The 21,598-nt window shown below is 52.9% G+C and carries 10 protein-coding genes; 8 read left to right on the top strand and 2 right to left on the bottom strand.

Annotation, left to right across the window (positions count from 1 at the left end; genetic code table 11):
* Window positions 1-40: 40 nt before the first annotated feature.
* The 8 genes from IE117_RS22055 (at window position 41) to IE117_RS22020 (ending at window position 18,902) form a co-directional block, all read left to right on the top strand.
* Window positions 41-2,497, top strand: a complete 2,457-nt coding sequence (locus tag IE117_RS22055) for an ABC transporter permease (RefSeq protein WP_189567333.1) — start codon at window positions 41-43, stop codon at window positions 2,495-2,497.
* Window positions 2,498-2,521: 24 nt separating this feature from the next.
* On the top strand, window positions 2,522-4,954 hold the full coding sequence (locus IE117_RS22050) for an ABC transporter permease (protein ID WP_189567331.1): 2,433 nt from the start codon (window positions 2,522-2,524) through the stop codon (window positions 4,952-4,954).
* Window positions 4,955-5,094: 140 nt separating this feature from the next.
* A complete protein-coding gene (locus IE117_RS22045; RefSeq protein WP_189567329.1) occupies window positions 5,095-7,521 on the top strand; it encodes an ABC transporter permease in 2,427 nt (808 codons plus the stop codon).
* Window positions 7,522-7,559: 38 nt separating this feature from the next.
* Window positions 7,560-10,016 (top strand): ABC transporter permease, encoded by a 2,457-nt coding sequence (locus tag IE117_RS22040; RefSeq protein ID WP_189567327.1) that lies wholly within the window; start codon window positions 7,560-7,562, stop codon window positions 10,014-10,016.
* Between the two features lie 56 nt (window positions 10,017-10,072).
* Window positions 10,073-12,475, top strand: coding sequence for an ABC transporter permease (locus IE117_RS22035; RefSeq protein WP_189567325.1), 2,403 nt, complete (start codon window positions 10,073-10,075; stop codon window positions 12,473-12,475).
* A 44-nt stretch (window positions 12,476-12,519) separates the two neighbouring features.
* The gene (locus tag IE117_RS22030) at window positions 12,520-14,892 is read left to right on the top strand and encodes an ABC transporter permease (protein ID WP_189567323.1); all 2,373 of its coding nucleotides are present in this window, start codon (window positions 12,520-12,522) and stop codon (window positions 14,890-14,892) included.
* Between the two features lie 147 nt (window positions 14,893-15,039).
* Complete coding sequence (locus tag IE117_RS22025; protein ID WP_189567321.1) at window positions 15,040-15,717, top strand: 3-keto-disaccharide hydrolase; 678 nt, start codon at window positions 15,040-15,042, stop codon at window positions 15,715-15,717.
* A 35-nt stretch (window positions 15,718-15,752) separates the two neighbouring features.
* A complete protein-coding gene (locus tag IE117_RS22020) occupies window positions 15,753-18,902 on the top strand; it encodes a DUF7133 domain-containing protein (RefSeq protein WP_189567319.1) in 3,150 nt (1,049 codons plus the stop codon).
* A 252-nt stretch (window positions 18,903-19,154) separates the two neighbouring features.
* Here the strand turns inward: IE117_RS22020 and IE117_RS22015 are convergent, their stop codons facing one another.
* Together IE117_RS22015 and IE117_RS22010 are read right to left on the bottom strand one after the other, a co-directional pair.
* Window positions 19,155-20,633, bottom strand: coding sequence for a glycoside hydrolase family 32 protein (locus IE117_RS22015; RefSeq protein ID WP_189567317.1), 1,479 nt, complete (start codon window positions 20,631-20,633; stop codon window positions 19,155-19,157).
* Between the two features lie 60 nt (window positions 20,634-20,693).
* The gene (locus IE117_RS22010) at window positions 20,694-21,593 is read right to left on the bottom strand and encodes a carbohydrate kinase family protein (protein WP_189567315.1); all 900 of its coding nucleotides are present in this window, start codon (window positions 21,591-21,593) and stop codon (window positions 20,694-20,696) included.
* Window positions 21,594-21,598: the final 5 nt, after the last annotated feature.

Below are 21,598 nucleotides of genomic sequence, written 5' to 3'. Positions count from 1 at the left end.
TAATTTCTATCAGCTTACTGGCTCATATCATACTACTTTTATGCTCACCAACTATCTCAAAATCGCCATCCGCAACTTGCGCAAAAGCAAGTTGTTTTCCTCCATCAACGTCTTTGGCTTGTCGGTGGGTATGGCCTGCTGCATGTTGCTGCTGCTGTACATCAACAGCGAGCTGGCCTATGATAAACACCACGAGTTTGCCAATGACATCTACCTGTTGCGCAGCGAGAACGAGCGCAACGGCGAGAAAATGGATAATCCCCGGGCGCCCTCTCCCTACGCCCAGGCTGTCAAGGACGAGTATCCCGAAGTCGTGCAGGTAACTCGGGTATGGAAAAATTTTCTGGAAGGCATCGCCTTGCTAAAAGTACAGGAGCAGGGAATGACCGTGAAATCGTTTTACGAAACCGAGGGCTATCAGGTTGATTCTACATTTTTCGATGTGTTCACTTACCAGTTTCTGGAAGGGAATGCCCGCACCGCGATGAATGATGCTCATTCGGTGGTGCTATCCGAGGAAGTTGCCCGCAAGCTGTTTGGCAACGAACCGGCCCTGAATCGAACCCTCCGGATTGGTGGTTCGAGCGGGTACGGGGAGGTCTTCAACGTAACGGGAGTTTTTCGTGATGAAAGTACCCGGTCTCATATCAATGCCCGCTTTTTTCTCCCGCTTTCGGCTGGCTGGGTGGGTGGTTTCCTGCGGGAACAACCCCAGGATTTTACGAACAACAATATGTTCTACACCTACCTGCGGTTGAAGCCGGGTACTCAGCCGGCAAAGTTCAACGCTAAACTACCTGCCTTCGTAGAAAAATACGCCGGTAAGGATCTGAAGGCCGCCGGGGTAGAAAAACATCTGTTCTTACTGCCCGTACAGGATATTCATCTGTTTGATCGAATCAACGAGATTATTACGCCTACTACCAGCAGTACCTACCTGTATGTACTAGGTTCCATTGCGCTGTTTACGCTGTTGATTGCCTGCATCAATTTCATGAACCTGGCCACGGCCCGGTCGGCCAAACGGGCCGCCGAAGTGGGAATGCGCAAGGTGATGGGCGCGGGAAAAGGAGGGCTGATCGGTCAGTTCCTGGGCGAATCGATGGTACTTGCTTTTCTGGCGTTGATCATTGCGGTGGCGGCAGTCGTGTTGGTGCTGCCGGTTTTCAACCAATTGGCCGATAAATCTCTGGCCTTTTCGGATTTGTTGAGTGCAAAAAACGTGCTGGCTTTTATCGCGTTGGCCCTGCTGACGGGATTGTTGGCGGGTAGTTACCCGGCTTTCTACCTATCGGTATTTAACCCTTTGGATGTCATCAAAGGGAAATTCGTCAATTCTGCCTCAGCCACCACGCTGCGGAAAGGACTGGTGGTGTTCCAGTTTGTGATTTCGATCGGCCTGGTGGTTGCGACGCTGGTCATCCAGCGTCAGATCAGTTTCATGCGCGATCAGCCGCTCGGCTTTACCAAAGAACAGCAGGTGGTGATTCCCCTGAGAAGTGACAAGGCCCGGCAGGCCTACGGCGCTTTGCGGAGTGAGCTATTGCAGAATAGCCAGGTAGCCGGCGCCTCAGGTACTTCGTACTATCCGGGTATCCTGAATCCCAGCGATATGTCGGTGTACCGACCCGACCAGAGTATCAACGAGGCGGCGGTCATGAAAACGAACTGGGTAGCGCCCGACTTCATGCAGACCATGGGCTTCAAGGTAGCGTCGGGGCGCCTGCTTTCGGAAAAATTTCCGGGAGATACCAATTACCGGATGGTCGTCAATGAGGCGACCATCCGAAAATTCGCCATTCCCCTGGAAAAGGCCGTGGGTCAAAAGCTCGCTTTCAACAGCAACGAAGATGGCTCGACCCGCATGGTTGAGATTGTGGGCGTCGTGAAAGATTTCCACTTTGCCGACTTGCACCAGGCCATCGAGCCCTACGCTTTTTTCCTGCATACGGGCAATGATTTCAAGTACATTGTCGCCCACGTCGATACCCGGGATGTGAGCAAAGTACTTCCCTTTATGGAATCCAGGTGGAACGAACTGGTACCCGGTGAGCCGTTTTCATACAGTTTTCTGGACGAAGATTTTCAGCGGAACTACGCGGCTGATGCGCGAACCGCCCGCATAGTCAACTCTTTCACGATCATCTCGATTCTGATTTCCTGCTTGGGTTTGTTCGGGTTGGCTGCATTTGCCGCCCAGCAGAGGATCAAGGAGATTGGCGTGCGGAAAGTGCTGGGAGCCAGCGTTGTAAGCATAGTGTCATTGCTTTCAAAGGATTTTTTAAAGCTGGTGGTGGCTGCCATCGTCATCGCTACGCCCCTTTCCTGGTACTTCATGAATCGGTGGCTGCAGGATTTTGCCTACAAAGTCGACATCGAATGGTGGATGTTTTTACTGGCGGGCGCCGGAGCTGTAGGCATTGCACTGCTGACGGTGAGTTTCCAGAGTATCAAAGCCGCCTTGATGAATCCGGTGAAAAGTCTTCGGTCGGAGTAAAAAGAACAACTAGCCTTAACAGCCATGATCAAAAATTATTTCAAAATAGCCCTGCGTACCCTTTGGAAAAGCAAAGGATACGCAGCCATCAATGTAGTCGGCCTTTCGGTGGCCTTCTGCGTATGCGTCTTTTTATTTCTCACGGCCTACCGGCAGCTGACCTTCGATAACTTTCACGAGGATTCCGACCGGATTTTCCAGCTGTACTTTGTGACAAACAATGCCGAAAAAACGGACCGTTCGGCGGCTACTTCCCTGCCGTTGGTTCCGGCGTTGCAGGCTGAGTTTTCCGATGAAGCGGCGGCAACTACCCGGATTTGGAGCGGAACCAAAAGCCTGGTGACCTACCGGGAAAAGAGTCTCGACAGAATGGTGGTGGGCGTGGACTCGGGCTTTCTGGATGTCTTTACATTTCCACTGATCAAGGGTAGTCGGGAGGAAAGCCTGAGGGGCTTGAATGCCATGATTATTACCGAAAGCATGGCCCGGTCGGTATTTGGTGACGCAGAACCCATCGGCAAGCAATTGCAGGTGGGCGGAGGGAAAGACCAGCGGAACTACCAGATCACGGGCGTTTGCCGCGATGTGCCGGACAATTCCTCCATCCAGTTTGACGCGTTGATCCGGATCGAAAGCACGGGTAGTTACCACGCGATGAAAGACAATTGGGATGCGTATTCGGGTGCCTCCTACCTCAAGCTGGCTCCCCGAATCGAGGAACAGTCCTTTGAAAACAAACTGAGATCATTTGCCAAAAAGTACTATGCGTCTAACATCGATAAGCTGAAAAGCCAGGGGGCTAAACCGGACGAGCAGGGGGATATTTTTGCCATACGCCTACAGAATATGGCGGATGTTCATTTCGGCAAAGAAATATCGAACGGCAAAAGTACCCCCATCGCGGTGGTGTACGCCATTGTTGGCATCGGGCTATTCATTCTGCTGATTGCCTGCATCAATTTCATTAACCTGAACATGGCCCGCTCCTTCACCCGCATGCGGGAAGTGGGTGTTCGCAAATCGGTTGGCGCGACTAAAAAACAGCTTTTCGTTCAGATTTGGGGCGAATCGGTCCTGCTGTGCTTCGCGGGCTTTGTTGGGGGCATTTTACTGGCTTTTCAACTGATCTCGCTCTTCAATGCGACTTTCGGTGCCAGAATCGACTTATCGGATATCATCCAGATGCAGAAAGGGTTTATCCTGCTGATGCTGGGCGTGTTTCTTCTGGTAACGTTCATCGCGGGCGGGTATCCGGCTTTGAAAATGGCCGGATTTAACCCCGTCATGGTTTTGAAAGGTAAACTTTCATTAAAGCGTCCTGGCGGATTGCGCAATTCACTAATCGTCACGCAATTTGCCATTTCGTGCCTGCTGATTTGCTGTACGGTCGTGGCGGTGCAGCAGCTCCGATTTTTACGCCAACTCCCGCTGGGCTTTCAAAAAGAACAGGTCATCAGCATCCCGATTGGCAACCGGGCCGATGGCCGCCAGGTACTGCAACGGATGCGGAACCGCCTGGCCGATGACCCTTCGATTGTATCGGTGACGGGCAGTGGGGTTAACCTGGGGAAGGGAAAAGATAAAGTGACTTCGCGGGTATCGCTGGGCTTCACTTACAAAGAAAAGGAAGTATCGACCGATTGGCTGCTCGTCGATTATGATTATCTCAAAACCCTGGGGATCAAGCTGCTCGGAGGTCGGGAGTTCGATCCGGCTTTTCCAACGTACTCCACCAACCGCGTGATTATTACCGAGAGCATGGCCAAACAAATCGGAGAAGCGGACCCGGTGGGGAAGTACTTCGAAACCGATACATCCGGGTCGCGCTATCAGATCATTGGCCTGGTCCCTGACTTTTACCTGTACTCGGTCACGCAGGAGCGGAAACCCATTACGATGCACCTGTCTCATTCGGAGGCAATCAACTATGTTTTTGTCAGGGTGTCGGATCAGAGCCTGTCCGGGGCCATGAACAAGCTGGAGAAAATTTGGCGGGAGGTGGCCCCCGAGGCCGAATTCATGGCTTCGTTTCTGGATGAAAATATCGACGCATGGTTTCAGAATGAAGAGCAGCTTACCCAGATTTTTGTCATGGCCTCCGGCATCACGATTCTGTTATCCTGCCTGGGACTTTTTGCAGTAGCCCTGCTGGTCATCGAACAGCGGACCAAAGAGATCGGCATTCGTAAAGTAATGGGAGCCACGGTTGCTTCGGTCGTTATGCTGCTCTCAAAGGATTTTCTTAAACTCGTGCTGATAGCGCTGCTCATCGCCATGCCGCTGGCCTGGTTCGGCATGCAGAAGTGGCTCGACAATTACACCTCCCGCATCGAAATAAACGCCTGGATATTTGCAAGCGTCGGGGTTGCGGCGCTGGTGATCGCCTGGCTCACGGTAAGCTACCAGAGCATCAAGGCCGCGCTGATGAATCCGGTAAAAAGTTTACGGAGTGAATGAATGAATCCTATGCTTTCGGTTAACGGTCCATGCGGGCAACTCGTGCCGTCAACCGGCGTTCTCCGATTTTTTTCTTGATCCACCACAGAGCCGTTACCCATTTGACCCAACTCCTGACGTAATGATCATAATGAGAAGCTATGCTTACAAGCTACCTTAAAATCGCCTTCCGGATGCTCCGCAAACAGCGGGCACTTACGTTTATCAACATCGTAGGATTGGCCACCGGGCTGGCCTGCTGTATGCTCATCATGCTCTACGTGTTGGATGAGCTGAACTACGACCGATACAACACCAACGCCGACCGTATTTACCGTATCCAGGCCGATATCAAATTTGGCGGGAACGACATGCACTTCGCCGTATCACCCGATCCTATCGGCCCGACGCTCAAAAAAGACTACCCGCAGGTCGAGCAGTTTGTGCGACTGCATAATCGCGGGACGTGGTTGGTTAAACGCGAGGATGAATCGACAAATTTACGGGAAGACAACATCACCTTTGCCGACTCTACTCTGTTCGAGGTGTTTACGCTGCCACTCGTAGCGGGCAACCCCAAACGGGCGTTGGCCGAACCCAATACGGTGGTCATCAGCGAATCGGCGGCAAAGCGGCACTTTGGCAATCGGAACCCGATGGGGCAGACGCTGGTGTTCGTCAACAAACAAGCCTACACAGTGACCGGTGTAATGCGGGATATGCCGAAGAACTCCCATTTTCACAGTGATTTTTTCCTCACCATGCTCAACGACGATTATACGTGGGGTCAATGGCTCAGCAACAATCACCACACCTACGTTTTGCTGAAACCTGGCACGGACCCACAGGCGTTTGCCAAAAACTTCGATGCCATCATCGAGAAGTATATGGGACCGCAGGTGATGCAAATAATAGGCTCCTCGTTGTCTCAATTCAGGAAAGCAGGCAATACAATTGGATTTTGGCTTATTCCGCTCACTGACATTCACCTGCACTCTAAACAGCAGGTCGAACTGGCTCCCAATGGAGATATTCAATACGTCTATATTTTCTCGGCGGTGGCTCTGTTTATCCTGCTGATTGCCTGCGTCAATTTCATGAATTTAGCCACCGCCCGTTCGTCCAACCGGGCCAAAGAAGTGGGTGTTCGGAAAGTGATGGGGTCGGAGCGGCCACAACTTATCGGGCAGTTCATGACTGAATCCATCCTGATAACCATACTGGCCATGCTGCTGGCGCTAGTGATGGTGGCAATGGCCTTGCCGGGTTTTAACGGCATTGCCGCGAAGGAGTTAAATATTATGAATTTGATTTCGCCGTATCAGTTGCCCTGGCTCATTGCTCTGCCTTTTGTAGTCGGTTTATTGACAGGCAGCTATCCAGCCTTCTTCCTCTCATCGTTTAAACCGATAGCGGTGTTAAAAGGCAGGGTAAGCACGAGCTTCCGAAGTTCCGGCTTAAGGAGCGGCTTAGTCATTTTTCAGTTCGCTATGTCGGTGATACTGATTGTCGGGACGATTATCATTTACCGTCAGATTTCCTATATCCAAACCAAAAACGTGGGTTTCAACCGCAATCAGGTAGTGACCATCGAGGATGTGCATGCCATTGGCAAACAGGCTGAAAGCTTCCGGCAGGAGGTGATGCGGCTGCCCGGTGTGGTGGGTGGAAGCGTGTCGGGTTATCTGCCCACGCCTTCCAATCGGAGCGATAACGCTTTCTGGCCCGAAGGGCAGACGGACATGAACAAAGGCATCAACATGCAAAACTGGGGTGTTGATTATGATTACCTTAAAACGCTGGGCATGACCCTTGTAGCTGGACGGGATTTTTCACGCGACTTCGGGTCCGATTCTTCGGGCATAATTCTGAACGAAGCGGCTGTAAAGGTACTTGGCTTCAAAGACCCCATCGGAAAGAGAATCTTTCAATTTGAAGACGAGCAAGCCAAAATCAGAAAAACATATACCATCCTTGGCGTGGTCAAAAACTTTCATTTCGAGTCGCTCCGGCGCAATATTGGGGCCTTATCCATGACGCTCAGTGCCAATTCGGGGGCAGCTTCGTTCCGTGTCAGCAGCACGAACCTACCGGCATTGATGAAACAGATTGAAACCAAATGGAAGCAGATAGCACCCGGTCAGCCGTTCAGTTACCAGTTTATGAACGAGAGTTTCGACGCCATGTACCGGGCCGAGCAGCGCATTGGCACCATTGCTGTGATATTTGCCGGGTTGGCCGTTCTGATTGCCTGTCTGGGCCTATTTGGACTGGCCTCGTTCATGGCCGAGCAACGCACGAAGGAAATCGGCGTCCGTAAAGTACTGGGCGCTAGTGTGGGTAGTATTGTTGCACTGCTTTCTCAGGATTTTCTTAAACTGGTGCTTGTTGCCATCATCATCGCCTCACCCATCGCCTGGTATGCCATGAATGCATGGTTGGCGGATTTCGCTTACAAAATAGAAATCAGTTGGTGGATTTTCGCCCTGGCAGGTGGGCTGGCTATATGTATCGCACTGCTCACGGTAAGCTACCAGAGCATCAAAGCAGCCCTTATGAATCCGGTGAAGTCGCTGCGGAGTGACTAAATATTTTGTAGCTTTTGATCTGAAATACATAATCCATTATGCTATTCAACTACTTCAAACTTGCCCTTCGCCAACTATGGCGCAACCGCCTTTTCACCGCCCTCAATGTAGTGGGGCTTTCGATCGGCTTGGCGGCCTGCTGGATGATTTTCCAGTTGGTCAGTTATGAATTTAGCTTCGACGCCGATCAACCCAATGCCCACCGGATTTATAAAGTCGTAACGGACTTCACTTTCGAGGGTAAGGAAAGCGGGAACACGGGTGCTCCCAAGCCTCTTGCCGATGCTATCCGCAGGCAAATAGGCGGCGTAGAAACGGTGGCAGGGCTCTATAATCAATGGATTATGAGTCTTAAAGTACCGCAGGCCTCGGGCAAGCCGCTGGTTTTTCTGGATATTGAACAAGTGCAGGCTACCACAACGGACTACTTCAAGATGGTACCCTACCACTGGCTGGCCGGATCGCCCGCCAGGGCATTGGCTGAACCCAACGAAGTAGTGCTGACCCTTTCCCGAGCCGAAAAGTACTTTCCCACGCTGACGCCGGAGCAGATGCTCGGTAAAACCATTCTGTACCGCGATACCGTGGCTATTGAAGTGACAGGCGTGGTTGCGGATTTGGAACGCTCAACTTCGTTTACGGGACAGGAATTTTTATCACTTTCCACATTTCAGAAGGGCGAAAAGGCCAAAGATTATACCGAAACCTGGGGCGGCGTCAACTCGTCCGACGAGATTTATCTGCTTATCGGCGAAAAAACCGATGTGGCTAAACTGAACAAAAATATCAATGCCCTTTCGCAGAAAAACTCGCAGGAAGCGATGAAAAACTGGGGAGGGAATTTTTCCCGTAAGCACGACTTACTTCCCCTTTCAAAAGTACACTTCACGCCCAAGTACGCGGGCCGGGTGCGCACTGTGAACAAAAATATTCTGCTGGCCCTCATGGGTCTGGCAGCTTTCCTGTTGGTGTTGGCGGTCATCAATTATGTCAACCTCACCACGGCGCAGGTACCTCAGCGTGCGCGCGAAATTGGTATCCGCAAAACACTGGGCAGCTCACGGAGCCGCCTGATCGGGCACTTTCTGGGCGAAACTTTCATCGTTACCATTTTGGCCTGTGGCCTGGCGTTCGTCTGGACGATAACGTTCCGGACCAGCTTCAGTGACCTTTTTCCCGAAGGTCTGGAGCTTTATCCCAACGCCGGACAAACGTTGCTTTTCATGGCATTCCTCGCCCTCTCCGTTAGTGTGCTGGCAGGTTGGTACCCCAGCCTGCTGATCACCCGATTTCAGCCGACGCAGGTCTTGCGTGGGCAGGTTAGTCTTAGAATTGGCAGGAATAGCTTTTCCCTACGTAAAAGTCTGATCGTTTTTCAGTTCGTGATTGCGCAGGCATTTGTCATTGGGGCCATCATCATGAATCAGCAAATGCGCTATACGATGGAAAAGGATTTGGGTTTCGATCGTGAAGCAGTATTGACTTTTCAGGTACCCTACCGATTGCTGTTAAGCGAAACATACGGCAACAAACAATTTGCGCTGAAAGAGGAGCTCAAACGCCTCCCGCAAGTGGCCGCCGTAAGTTTGGGGAATCCGCCCTTCAACCAGAATTTTTCCAGCGGCGGCCTGGTGTATAAAGAAGCAAATACGGAAGTGGAGCGCAGCGTATATCGCAAATACGTGGATACGGATTTGCTGGGTACTTATAACATGAAACTCCTGGCCGGGCGCAATCTGCTCCCCAGCGACACCGTGCGGGAGTACGTGATCAACGAAACCGCCGTGCGGGAATTCGGCTTTGAGAACCCGCAGGAGGCAGTAGGAAAGTTTTTGACTGATGAAAACAGCCATTTTTCGATTCCCATCGTGGGCGTTGTGAAAGATTTTCACACGGATACTTTTTCCCAAAAAATCGACCCGCTGACATTGATGACCGAGAAGGACAAAACCGGAAGTTTTAACGTAAAACTAGCTTCCAGCAAACCCGCCGACTGGCAGGCGGGCATCCGGGAAATGGAAAGATTATGGAAGCAGACCTACCCGGACGCGCCCTTCGAGTACAAGTTCTACGACGACATGATCGCGCAGTACTATGAATCCGAGCGGACGATGGCCAAAATCATTAACCTTTCCACGGGCATCGCCATCTTGATCAGCTGCCTGGGCCTGTTTGGCCTGGCCACGCTCACCGCTTTCCAGCGGACCAAAGAAATCGGCGTCCGGAAAGTGCTGGGCGCGAGCATAGCCAGCATCGTGGGAATGCTGTCCAAGGATTTCGTGCTGTTGGTGCTGATCGCCTTGGTCATCGCCTCGCCCATCGCCTGGTACTTCATGGACCAGTGGCTGGCGGATTTTGCCTACCATGTCGATATTTCGTGGTGGGTGTTTGCCTTGGCGGGCATCACGGCCATGGCGATTGCTTTGTTGACCGTGGGTTATCAGAGCGTGAGGGCGGCATTAATGAATCCGGTGGAGTCACTGCGGAGCGAATGATTTAAGCAGACAAAGAAGCAAAAAGACCATTCAATTTATTCAACTCAAACCCAGCCATGCTCTCCAACTACCTCAAAATCGCCTACCGAAATCTCGTCCGTAACAAGGCTTATTCGTTCATCAACATCGGCGGCTTGGCGGTCGGCATGGCCGTGGCGATCATGATCGGCCTGTGGATGAATGACGAACTTACGTTCGACCATTACCACAAAAACCACGACCGCATCGCGCAGGTGTACCAGAGCCAGACCTTCAACGGGAAAATCGGTACCGGACAAGCCATTCCCCGTCCGCTGGAAATGGCGCTGCGGGATAGCTACGGCGACAACTTCAAGCACCTGGTGATGAGTAGCTGGCGGTTTCGCAGTATTCTGGCGCATGGGGAAAAGAAGATGGCTAAAGAAGGGAATTTCATGCAGCCGGGTGCTCCCGAGATGCTGGGGCTGGAAATGCTGGCGGGACAAAGGGATGGCCTGAAAGAAACCAACTCCATTTTGCTGGCGGAAACTACGGCGAAAGCGCTTTTTGGCAATGAAGAAGCGATGGGCAAAATCGTCAAACTCAACAATGAGCACAACCTGAAAGTAACGGGTGTGTACGCCGATATTCCTGCCAACAACGATTTCAGCAAGACGACTTACATCATCCCCTGGGATCAACTCCTGGCGAGCGCGGAATGGATGCAGCGCGCGGTGGATCAGTGGGGGAACAACTCCTTTCAGTTGTACGCCCAGATTGCCGACAACACCACGATGGAGCAGGTGTCGGCCAAAATCAAGGATGTCAAGATGAAGGCTGCCGATGAGGACGTCACCCAGCACAAACCAGAGATATTTCTGCTGCCCATGAATGACTGGCATCTGAAAGCCAGTTTTGAAAACGGCGTCCAGACGGGCGGCCGGATCGAAAATGTGTGGCTGTTCGGCATCATTGGCACGTTTGTGCTGCTGCTGGCGTGCATCAATTTTATGAACCTCAGCACGGCGCGCTCCGAGAAACGCGCTAAGGAAGTAGGAATCAGAAAGTCGGTAGGTTCGGTCAGAACTCAACTCATTACCCAGTTTTTGAGCGAGTCGTTCCTCGTAGTCGGGATGGCCTTTGTCGTGGCCATGATTCTGGTATTGATTGCGCTGCCGTCTTTCAATACATTAGCCGACAAAAAGATAGAATTCCCCTGGGCCAACGGCTATTTCTGGGGCGCATCGTTGCTGTTTATTCTCTTTACGGCCTTGCTTTCCGGCAGCTATCCCGCCCTTTACCTTTCTTCGTTTCAACCCGTTAAAGTCCTGAAAGGTACTTTTCGGGTGGGACGTTTCGCCGCGCTACCCCGCAAAGTACTGGTGGTGATGCAATTCACCGTTTCGGTGGCCCTGATTATTGGCACTATCATCGTATTTCGGCAAATCCAGCATTCCAAGAACCGCCCCATTGGCTACGATCGCGAGGGATTGATCCAAATTCCTCTGAGTCGGGGTAGTTTTGATGGAAAATTCGACTTCCTCCGCCAGGAATTTATCAATTCGGGAGCCGTAGTCGAGATGTCATCGGCCAGCAGCCCTACAACCGAAGTTTATTCCAATCGTTCCGGTTTTTTGTGGGAAGGCAAGCCCGAGGGTTTTCAGGAAGACCTGGCCTGGACGATGGTCTCACCTGAGTACGTCCAATCGCTGGGCTTGAAAATCATCGCCGGGCGCGACTTCTCACGCGAGATTGCCTCCGACTCCAATGCCGTTATTCTGAACAAGACCGCCGTAAAATACATGGGATTGAAAGATCCCATCGGTACCCTTATCCGCGACGACGATGAAGAAGATCCCGAGCCTCCGCTAACCGTTATCGGTGTCATCGACGACATGATCATGCAGTCGCCCTACGAGCCCGTGAAGCAATCGATGTACGTGTTTGACAAGTACAACAACGCCAGCTACTACAACCTCCGGCTGAATCCCGCCCAAAGCGCCAGCCAATCCCTTGCTACCGTCGAAAGTATTTATAAGAAAAACTTCCCTGACCTGCCCTTCGAGTATCAGTTCGTGGATGAAGAATATTCCGCCAAGTTCGCCTCCGAGGAGCGCATCGGTAAGCTGGCGGGCGTTTTCACTGGCCTGGCTATACTGATCAGCTGCCTGGGACTGTTCGGCCTGGCCTCGTACATGGCCGAGCAGCGCACTAAGGAAATCGGCGTCCGCAAGGTACTTGGTGCATCCGTAGCCAGTTTGTGGCGGCTGCTTTCCAAGGATTTTGTTTTTCTGGTACTTATTGCCCTGTTGATCGCCTCGCCGCTGGCGTGGTACTTCATGGAGGGCTGGTTGCAGAAATACAACTACCGCACCGAACTTTCGTGGTGGGTCTTCGCGGCGGCGGGTACGGGAGCATTGGTAATTACGCTGCTGACGGTAAGTTTTCAGGCGATTAAGGCGGCTTTGATGAATCCGGTGAAGAGTCTGAGATCGGAGTGACCCTCAGTTTCTAATGAAAGAAATAATCTAAAAACGTAACAGCCATGCTTCGCAACTACCTTAAAATCGCCTTCCGCAACCTGATCCGGAACAAAGGGTACTCTTTCATCAACATTGGCGGCCTGGCCGTGGGCATGACGGTGGCAATGCTTATTGGTTTGTGGGTTTATGACGAACTGAGCTACGACCGCTCCTTCGATAACTACGACCGCATCGCGCTGGTGATGCAGAACCAGACTTTCAACGGCGAAATACAGGCTGCACCTAATGTACCTAAACTACTGGCCCCCGAACTTCGGGATAGCTACGGCGACAACTTCGAGCATATCGTCATCTCTTCTTTCAACTTCGAGCAGCTCCTGGCCGTGGGGGACAAGAAAATAACGAAAACCGGCAACTACATGGGACCGGAAGCACCCGAGATGCTGACGCTGCAAATGCGCAAAGGTACCCGCGCCGGACTGACGGAAACCAACTCGATTATGCTTTCCGAATCCACGGCCCAGGCACTCTTCGGCGAAGCCGACCCACTTGGAAAAATCGTCAAGCTGAATAACCGGGAAGATGTGGAAGTGACGGGGGTGTATGCCGACCTGCCCTACAATTCTTCCTTTCGGGATTTGACCTTCATCGCGCCCTGGGAACTCAACAACAAGAACCTGCCCCCCTGGCTGGGTTGGGGCAACAACTGGTTCCTGACCTACGCCCAAATCGCCGAAAACACGACGATGGCGGATGTTTCGGCCAAAATCAAAAATGCCAAATTCAACAAGGTCGGCGAGGAGGAAAAGAAATTTAAGGCCGAGATATTCCTGCAACCAATGAAAAACTGGTACCTCCGTTCAGAATTTGAGAATGGGATTCAAAGCGGTGGACGCATTGAATATGTGTGGTTATTCGGCATCATTGGGATATTCGTGTTGCTGCTGGCCTGCATCAATTTCATGAACCTCAGCACGGCGCGCTCCGAGAAAAGGGCGCGGGAAGTGGGTTTGCGTAAAGCCGTAGGTTCCATGCGCGGACAACTCATCACGCAGTTTTTTGGGGAATCGTTGCTCGTAGTGGTGTTGGCATTCGTGCTGGCAGTATTCCTGGTTTTGCTCGGTTTGCCCGCATTCAACGAGGTGACGGACAAGCAAATCGTTTTTCCGTGGGCGAGTCCGGTTTTCTGGTGGGCTGGTTTTGGTTTCGTCCTTTTTACCGGATTGTTTGCCGGCAGTTATCCGGCTTTGTATTTGTCTTCTTTTTCTCCGATCAAGACCCTCAAAGGAACCATTGTGTCGGGGCGTTTTGCTTCCATGCCCCGCAAGGCGCTGGTAGTGGTGCAGTTTACCGTTTCGGTGACGCTGATTATCGGCACGATCATCGTGTACCAACAGATTCAGCACGCCAAAAACCGCCCCATCGGCTATGATCGAAGTAATCTGATAACGATACCCATGAAATCCGGCGAAATCAAAAGCCACTACGAGGCTTTCCGGGAGGAGATCCTGAGTACCGGGGCCGTGCAGGAGATGACTGCTACCGACAGCCCAATTACTTTCACCTACATCACCAATGGCGGATTGGATTGGAAGGGAAAAGACCCCAACATGGGCGACGAATTTGTATCGATGCGCGTCACCCCGGAGTTTGGCAAAACGATTGGCTGGCAGATCAAGGAGGGACGGGACTTTGACAAAAATTTCGCATCGGATTCTACTGCTTTGGTTATCAATGAAGAGGCAGTGAGATACATGGGGCTGGAAAATCCGGTGGGGGAAATAGTCCGCTGGCAGGATATGGACTTCCGCATCATCGGTGTGGTGAAGAACCTCGTTACCCAGTCGCCCTACGAGCCAGTGAAGCAGACCATCTTCTTTGTTGAACAGAGCCGGAACAGCCTTCTTAGTATGAAGCTGAATCCCGGCATGAGTGCAACTACCTCGCTATCCAAAGTCGAAGCGGTGTACAAAAAATTCGATCCGGTCAACCCATTCAAGTACACATTCGCTGAAGAAGATTTCGCCATCAAGTTTGCGGCCGAAGAGCGCATCGGTACCCTGGCGGCCTTTTTTGCCGGACTAGCCATACTTATTTCCTGCCTCGGACTTTTCGGAATGGCCTCCTACGTCGCTGAGCAGCGTACCAAGGAAATCGGCGTGCGCAAGGTACTTGGCGCGAGTGTGGCGAGCTTGTGGAGGCTGCTGTCGAAAGATTTTGTGCTGCTCGTTGTCATCGCCCTGCTGATCGCTGCTCCGCTGGCCTGGTACTTCATGGAAGGCTGGTTGCAGAAGTACGCTTATCGCACTGAGTTGTCGTGGTGGATTTTCGCCGCTGCGGGTGCAGGGGCATTGGTCATCACTCTGCTGACGGTCAGTTTTCAGGCCGTGAAAGCGGCGCTGATGAATCCGGTGAACTCGCTGCGGTCGGAGTAGTAATGCAAAGGGAGGAAACGGGGCCGCCCGGCGGGAGAATAACGATAGCATCTTTTTATCGTTTCCTCCCTTCCTCCTCTCTCAAAGGGTAGTAAACGACATCTTGTGCCTTAGTGTTTTTGACAAAACATCCAGTCAAAAGTACCCATGCGCTCCATCGTCTATTCTCAACTCCCAAAGTACCATCGGCTGTTCGCTCTGTCGGGTTTGATGGTTGTCCTGCTCGGCACTTCGCTTCGTGCCCAGACCTCACCGTCTGCCGTCTCCCTTTTCGACGGCAAAACCCTCAATGGCTGGAAAACGGCCAATCCTGACTACCAGGCCTGGTGGTCGGTAAGCGACAGCACCATCCGCAGCGGCGACGGGATCAAAAAAATTCCCGCCAATACCTACCTGCACACCATCAAAGAATACGGCGACTTCGAGTTTCGCTGCCTCTTCCGCCTCACGGGCGACCCGGCGACCGGGATGATCAACAGCGGCATTCAGTACCGCTCTTTCGTGAAAGATGGCAAAGTGATAGGTTACCAGGCCGACATCGGTGACGGTTACTGGGGTGATCTCTACGACGAGCACCGCCGGGCCAAGCTCGTCGGCGGCGACCTGAGCACTTTGCGTCACGTACTGCGTCCGGGCGAGTGGAACAGCTACATTATCCGCTGCCGGGGCAATCACCACGAACTCTACATCAACGGCGTCAAGACCGTCGATTACGTGGAAAAGGACGAATCCATTCCCGCCAAAGGTGTCATCGCCGTGCAAATTCACAGCGGCGGTGCGGGTCAGGTCGAGTTCCGGGATTTGACGATCACGGAGTTTCGTTAGTTGCGCGTTGATTTTTTGTAAAACAAAGGTCAGGAATGAAAAAAATAAACGACAGGACGGACCGCTTTTGGCTGGGTAGCTTGCTGGCGGTGACGCTACTGGCCACCTCAGCCGCCTTTTCCCAGGACAAAAAGACGCAGTCCAACCGCACGGAGGTTTACTCGGCGGCGAAGGAAATGGCGGGCTTCAAGTTGGCCGAAGGCTTCGTGATCGAACTAGTCGCCAGTCAGGAAGACGGCGTCGTCAACCCAATCGACCTGACTTTCGACGACGCCGGACGGCTCTGGACCCAAACGGCCCGCATGTACCCCCTCGATCCGGTGGCTGATATTAAATGGAACGATCTGCAACGGCTGATGAACGATCCGAAAGCCCAGCAAGAAAACCCTGCCTTCAGGCGCATTCTCGATCTTTACCAGGGAAAAACCAAAGGAGAGGATCAGATTCTCATCCTCTCCAACCTGTACGGCGGCCAAAAAGCCAAAACTACCGTGTGGGCCGACGGGCTGGCGATTCCGATGAGCATTCTGCCTTACAAAGACGGCGCGTACGTCATGCAGGGTTCCGAGCTTTTTTTTCTGCACGATAAAGACCAGAACGGCCGCGCCGACCAGCGCGTGCCGCTCTTTACGGGATTCGGCTACACAGACACCCACACGATGGGTCACGTGTTGGTGCGTGCGCCCGGCGACTGGATTCATTTCAGTCAGGGAGCGCTAAACAAGGGTGAGGTAGTTTCGGTGAAAAGCGGGAGTAAATTGAAAGTCGATTACAGCAAAATCGCCCGTTTTTCGCTGGATGCCACGCGGATGGAGCTGGTTAGTTCGGGATTGAATAATATTTGGGGATTCCAGTTGCGGGACAACGGCCAATGGTATGGCTCCGAGGCCAACGATCTGGGGTACTCGGTAGCCCCGATGGAGCCCGGCACGGGTTTTCCGGGTATCGGCAACGAGCGGCTGAGGCCTTATCAGCCCTTTATGCCGCTGTTGCACGAGTTTCGGGTAGGCGGTACGGGCATTTCGGGCCTGGCCTTCGCCGACGACGCGGCGGGTACTTTCCCGCCCGAGTACCGCGATGTGGCTTTCTTGGCCAACCCCATTACCAGCTCCATCAACGCGGTGCGCATCGTGCGGGAGGCCGACGGGAGCGTGACCGCCCAGCACCTGCCCGACCTGCTGACGTCGGAGGACGACTGGTTCCGGCCCGTCAATATGGAATTTGGGCCTGACGGCTGCCTGTATATCGCCGATTGGTACAATAAGATCGTTTCGCACAACGAGTTGCCCACTACCCATCCCGACCGCGATAAGAAAAATGGTCGCATCTGGCGTATCCGCCACGTCAGTCAGCAACCGCGCGAGGTACCTGATTTTTATAAAATAAAAACCCGCGAACTACCTGGTTATCTGAAATCGCCCTCCCTGTGGGCAAAGCGGGCCGCCTGGCACCAGATTTCCGACCGGCCGCTGGCGGAAACGAAAGTACTGGCTCCGGCCCTGATCGCGCTGGCCGCCGATGATTCGCAAACCGAAACCACCCGCATTCACGCACTCTGGTGCCTGGAAGGAATTCATCACTACGATTCCCCGCTTCTCGCCACTTTGCTGGCCTCTCCAGCTCCCGACCTGCGCCGCGAAGCCGTTCGATCGCTGGCAAGCTTTTCACTGCCTCCGGCGCAGGTCGCGGAGCTATTGCAAAATTTGGTCGAGGACGAAACCGCAATGGTGCGTTCGCAGGTACTCCGAACGCTGGGCGAAGGTCCGCACGCTGACCCGCTGACCATCGGGTTGCTGGTGAAGGCCGCAAAGCCTGAACTGCCCGGCAACGCGATGGGCGGCGCTTATGAGCGGAAATTCGAGCGGTACCTGACTCGTAAGGCTTTGGAAAAGTACCCCAACGAATTACAAACTTTTTTGAAAAGCTCACAGGGCGAAAAAAGCCCCGCGGTCAATCGGCTGTGGGCGATCGAGGTTTTGCCCAGGAAGGAAAAAGAAGCGGCTTTCCTGACCCTCTGGCCCCAGGCAAAGCTGGATACGCTGGATGAAACTACCTTTGTCAGCGTGGCCGATATGCTGGATGACAAGTCAATTTACGACGCCGTGCAACCCGTCATGCAGCAGCCCGCCCAGGCCAGAAACTACGTAGGCTATGCCGTGCGCAACGAAGCCCGGCTGCAGTCGCCTGCTTTTTCGACGATGGTGGCCAAGCCCATTTTTCAGCTCCTCAAAAGCAAAGAACAGGTGGACGTGGATTTGGCGCTGGACGCGATAAGCCGTTTTAGCATGGCCGATGCACGAGACGAAGTCGTTGCTGTTGTCGACCAGCAAACGCCCGAACCCACCTTGCGGCTGGCCTTGAAGGCATTGGAAAGCAACGCCGAAAACCGGAATATTTTCAGCCAGACGGTACAGAATGAAAAGTGGACTTCGGCCACCCGGATCTTCGCGCTTGACAAGCTGCTGAAAGCCGATTCGGCCGCCGGGCAGCAAGCGTTAGCGACCTGGCTCCCCGACCTGAGCGATCCTGACAAAATAAAACTGGCCGAAACGCTGACCGCCTCGCCGCGCGGTGCGGCGGTGATAATGAACGTGTACGGCCAAAACCCCGGCGACCTGGCGCTGCTGCCGACTACCCTGACGGAACGCCTCGCCAGCGTTAACCGCAACGATCGCCGCAGTCAGGCAATGCTGGCGGATATTAAGAGGCAGCAGGAAGAAAAGCAGTTGGAAATCAAGACTAAAATCAAAAAATACAGCGCCCTCGCTGCGAAGAACACAGGTAATCCCGGCGAAGGTAAACTACTATTCCAGACCTGCCTGCTATGCCATCAGGTGGGCAACGACGGACAGAACATCGCTCCGGCGCTCGACGGCTCGGCTTCCCGCGAAACCCAGGCCCTGCTCACGGCGATCCTCGACCCTGATGCCGCCGTGGAGTCTGGCTACGCGCTGTACCGGATCAACAAAAAAGACGGTAGCGTGGTGGAAGGGTATCTGGTGGGGAAAGACGACAGCGGCACTACCCTCGCCTTCATGGGAGGGAGTAAACTGTACATTAAGGCCCAGGAAATCAAAAATCAGTTTTTCCTTCCCAACCGTTCGTTCATGGCCAAGGGCCTCATCGACCAGTACAGCGACCAGCAGGTTGCCGATCTGCTTTCCTATATCCGCACGTTGAAATAGTCTGCCGGTACGTCTGCGAAAATTGTCGCGTATTGGCATATCCGGGCTAATTCCCGTCATTTGGGAAACCTGTACAGGTAGGGCGCCTTGTTAGTCGCGCCCGTGGATTTCTTTTCCAGGCGTTCCGATTCTGTCGTGCTGACTAATGATTCAATGTTAGCTTCCATAACTTTTTCAAAAAGTTATGGAAGCTTCAAGTACCTGCGTCATTTCACCCCCTTATTCTACACAGTCGAAGTAAGGTTTAGAAGATCAATCGGTTTTGGCTGCCACCCGGCTTGTACCGTTTCCCGGAAAAACCAACTCAGTCAGCACCTTCTCACCGTCGTTGACAAAGATTTCCAGCACCGAATTGTCGGCAAAAATATCCAGTTTCAACTGTTTGTTTTTAGGATTCAGGCTAACCGATTCCACGCTGGGAAACTGTTCGTGGAAAGCGACATCACCCGAATTCGTACGGTCGAGACTGAGTTTTCCGGTAGCGGCATCGTAGCGGAGGGGGGTACTTTGGTTATCTTTTTTCAGCAGGTCGATTGTAAAATCCTGGGCATCGCTCAGGTCGATCGTGAGGGTAAGCCGATAAGAATTAGTGGGCATATCGAAAGTTTGTCCCGCCAGATCCTTGGCTTTCACGCTGATCGTCTTGGTTGAAATTCCTTCTTTGAAAATTGGCCGCTGAACAACGATATAAGTATCGCCCTGCTTTTTCAAAGACAGGGCACGGGGCAACGAAAACATCCCGCGCGAACCACTGGCCGGGATCTGGTTGGCGTACATCCAGTTGTTCACCCAGCCGACGATGATCGGATTTTTTTGAGAATCAGGCAGGTTGTTGTACGGAATAGCGGCGTAAAAATCTTTTCCATTGTCCAACCGGAATACGCCCTCTTGCGGCTGCGGCGTGAAACGCTGCCCGTCGAAATCACCCACGAAGTACTGCATGCCGGTGAATTCGGTGTCCTCGGCCGCGCTTGAAATCAACATGACCCACTTTTTCTCGTCGCTGTCCGCTACGGGTACTTCAAAGAGCGATGGGCATTCCCAAATCTTGGCCATGTCGCCCATCTTCCCAAACTCACTGAGTAGTTTCCAGTCTTTCAAATTTTCAGACTCATAAATCTGCGCCACATAGTCGAGGGGCTTGACGACGATCATTTTCCACTTGCCCTGGTAGCGGAACACGTTCGGATCGCGAAAATCTTTCATGTTCAGATCCAGCACAGGATTTTGGTCATAGTACTTCCAGGTACGGCCCTTATCGCTGCTGTAAGCCAGGCTCTGGTGCTGTGCCAGTCCCACATCGCCCCGGTGGACATGGGAAGTATAGATAGCGACCATGCCGTTCTTGAAACCCGGCTCAAAAAAGCCGGAGGTATTCTCACTATCCACCACCACGGAACCCGAGAAAATCATGGTCTCACTGCTGTCAGCGCTGGGGTATTCTTCCAGGGCAACGGGTAGTTCCTCCCAGGTTTTCAGGTCTTTGCTTACGGCGTGTCCCCAGCTCATGTGTCCCCACGTATCGCCATAGGGGTTGTACTGATAAAAAAGGTGATACTCACCGTCGAGGTACACCAATCCGTTGGGGTCATTGACCCAGTTTTTCTCGGGCGTATAGTGATAGGCGGGACGGTAGCCGTCCGGAGTGGCCTCCGTGGAATCGGGCTGACCGGAGGAATTGCAGGCGACCATAAGTGAAGATAGAACCAGGTAAACGATTGCTTTGTACATTTTTTTGGTAATTTTTAAAAGTCTTGGTGTTTTTAACAATCGGGGAGGCGCGCATTTTCGCTATCCCACCCGCTTTGCATTATTTGCCAGATTCTGAATATCGTCCTGAGAAAAAGTCGGCGTTGCGCCCTGATGCGTAGCGACCAGAGAACCCACCGCGCAGGCACGTTCCAGGCTTTCGCCTGGCGAGGCACCTTTCAAGAGGCCGTCGATCAAAGCGGCCAGAAAAGAATCGCCGCTTCCGATGGTGTCTTTCAGCTTCACTTCGAAGCCCTTGCTTTCGTAAAACTTCCTGTCTTTCCAGAGTATAGCGCCTGCGCCGCCCCGCGTCACGCAGACCGTTGGCGTTTCGTAGCGTTGGGCCAGCTCCCGGATGGCCGACTTCTCGTCCGTCAGCGGGTTGTGCCAGGAGGCAATGAGTGCCAATTCGTGGGCGTTCATTTTGACCATGTCCGTTTCCTGCAAAAGATGCTCGACCACGGATCGGGTGTAGTACGGTTCCCGCAGGTTGACATCGAATACCTTGAAAGGGGCGCTTTTAACCATTTCGTACAGCGTTTCGCGCGTACCGGGATTTCGGGCAGCCAGCGATCCGAAAACGAAGCAGTCGCTTTCGGCTACGGTCCGCACAGCCTTTTCTTCTAATAGAATGTAGTCCCAGGCCACAGGCTGCACGATTTTGTAGGTTACCTCATTGTGATCGTCCATGTTCACCTTCACTACGCCCGTCAGGTGGGTGGTGCCGCGCTGCACGAGGGAGGTATCCAAGCCGGACTGCTGCATGAAGTCCAGCAGTTCGTCGCCGAGATCGTCGGTGCCGATCCGGCTGATGAGCGCAGCGTCCACCCCGAAGTTATTGAGATGGAAGGCCACGTTCATGGGCGCGCCGCCCGGTAGTTTTCCCGTGGGAAGCATGTCCCAAAGTACCTCACCAAAACAGATTACTTTTTTCTTTTTCATAGTTT

The organism is Persicitalea jodogahamensis (assembly GCF_014651615.1).
GTDB classification, from domain to species: domain Bacteria; phylum Bacteroidota; class Bacteroidia; order Cytophagales; family Spirosomataceae; genus Persicitalea; species Persicitalea jodogahamensis.
Note: the sequence above shows the minus strand (reverse complement) of the source record. Positions and strands in the feature narration are given on the sequence as shown.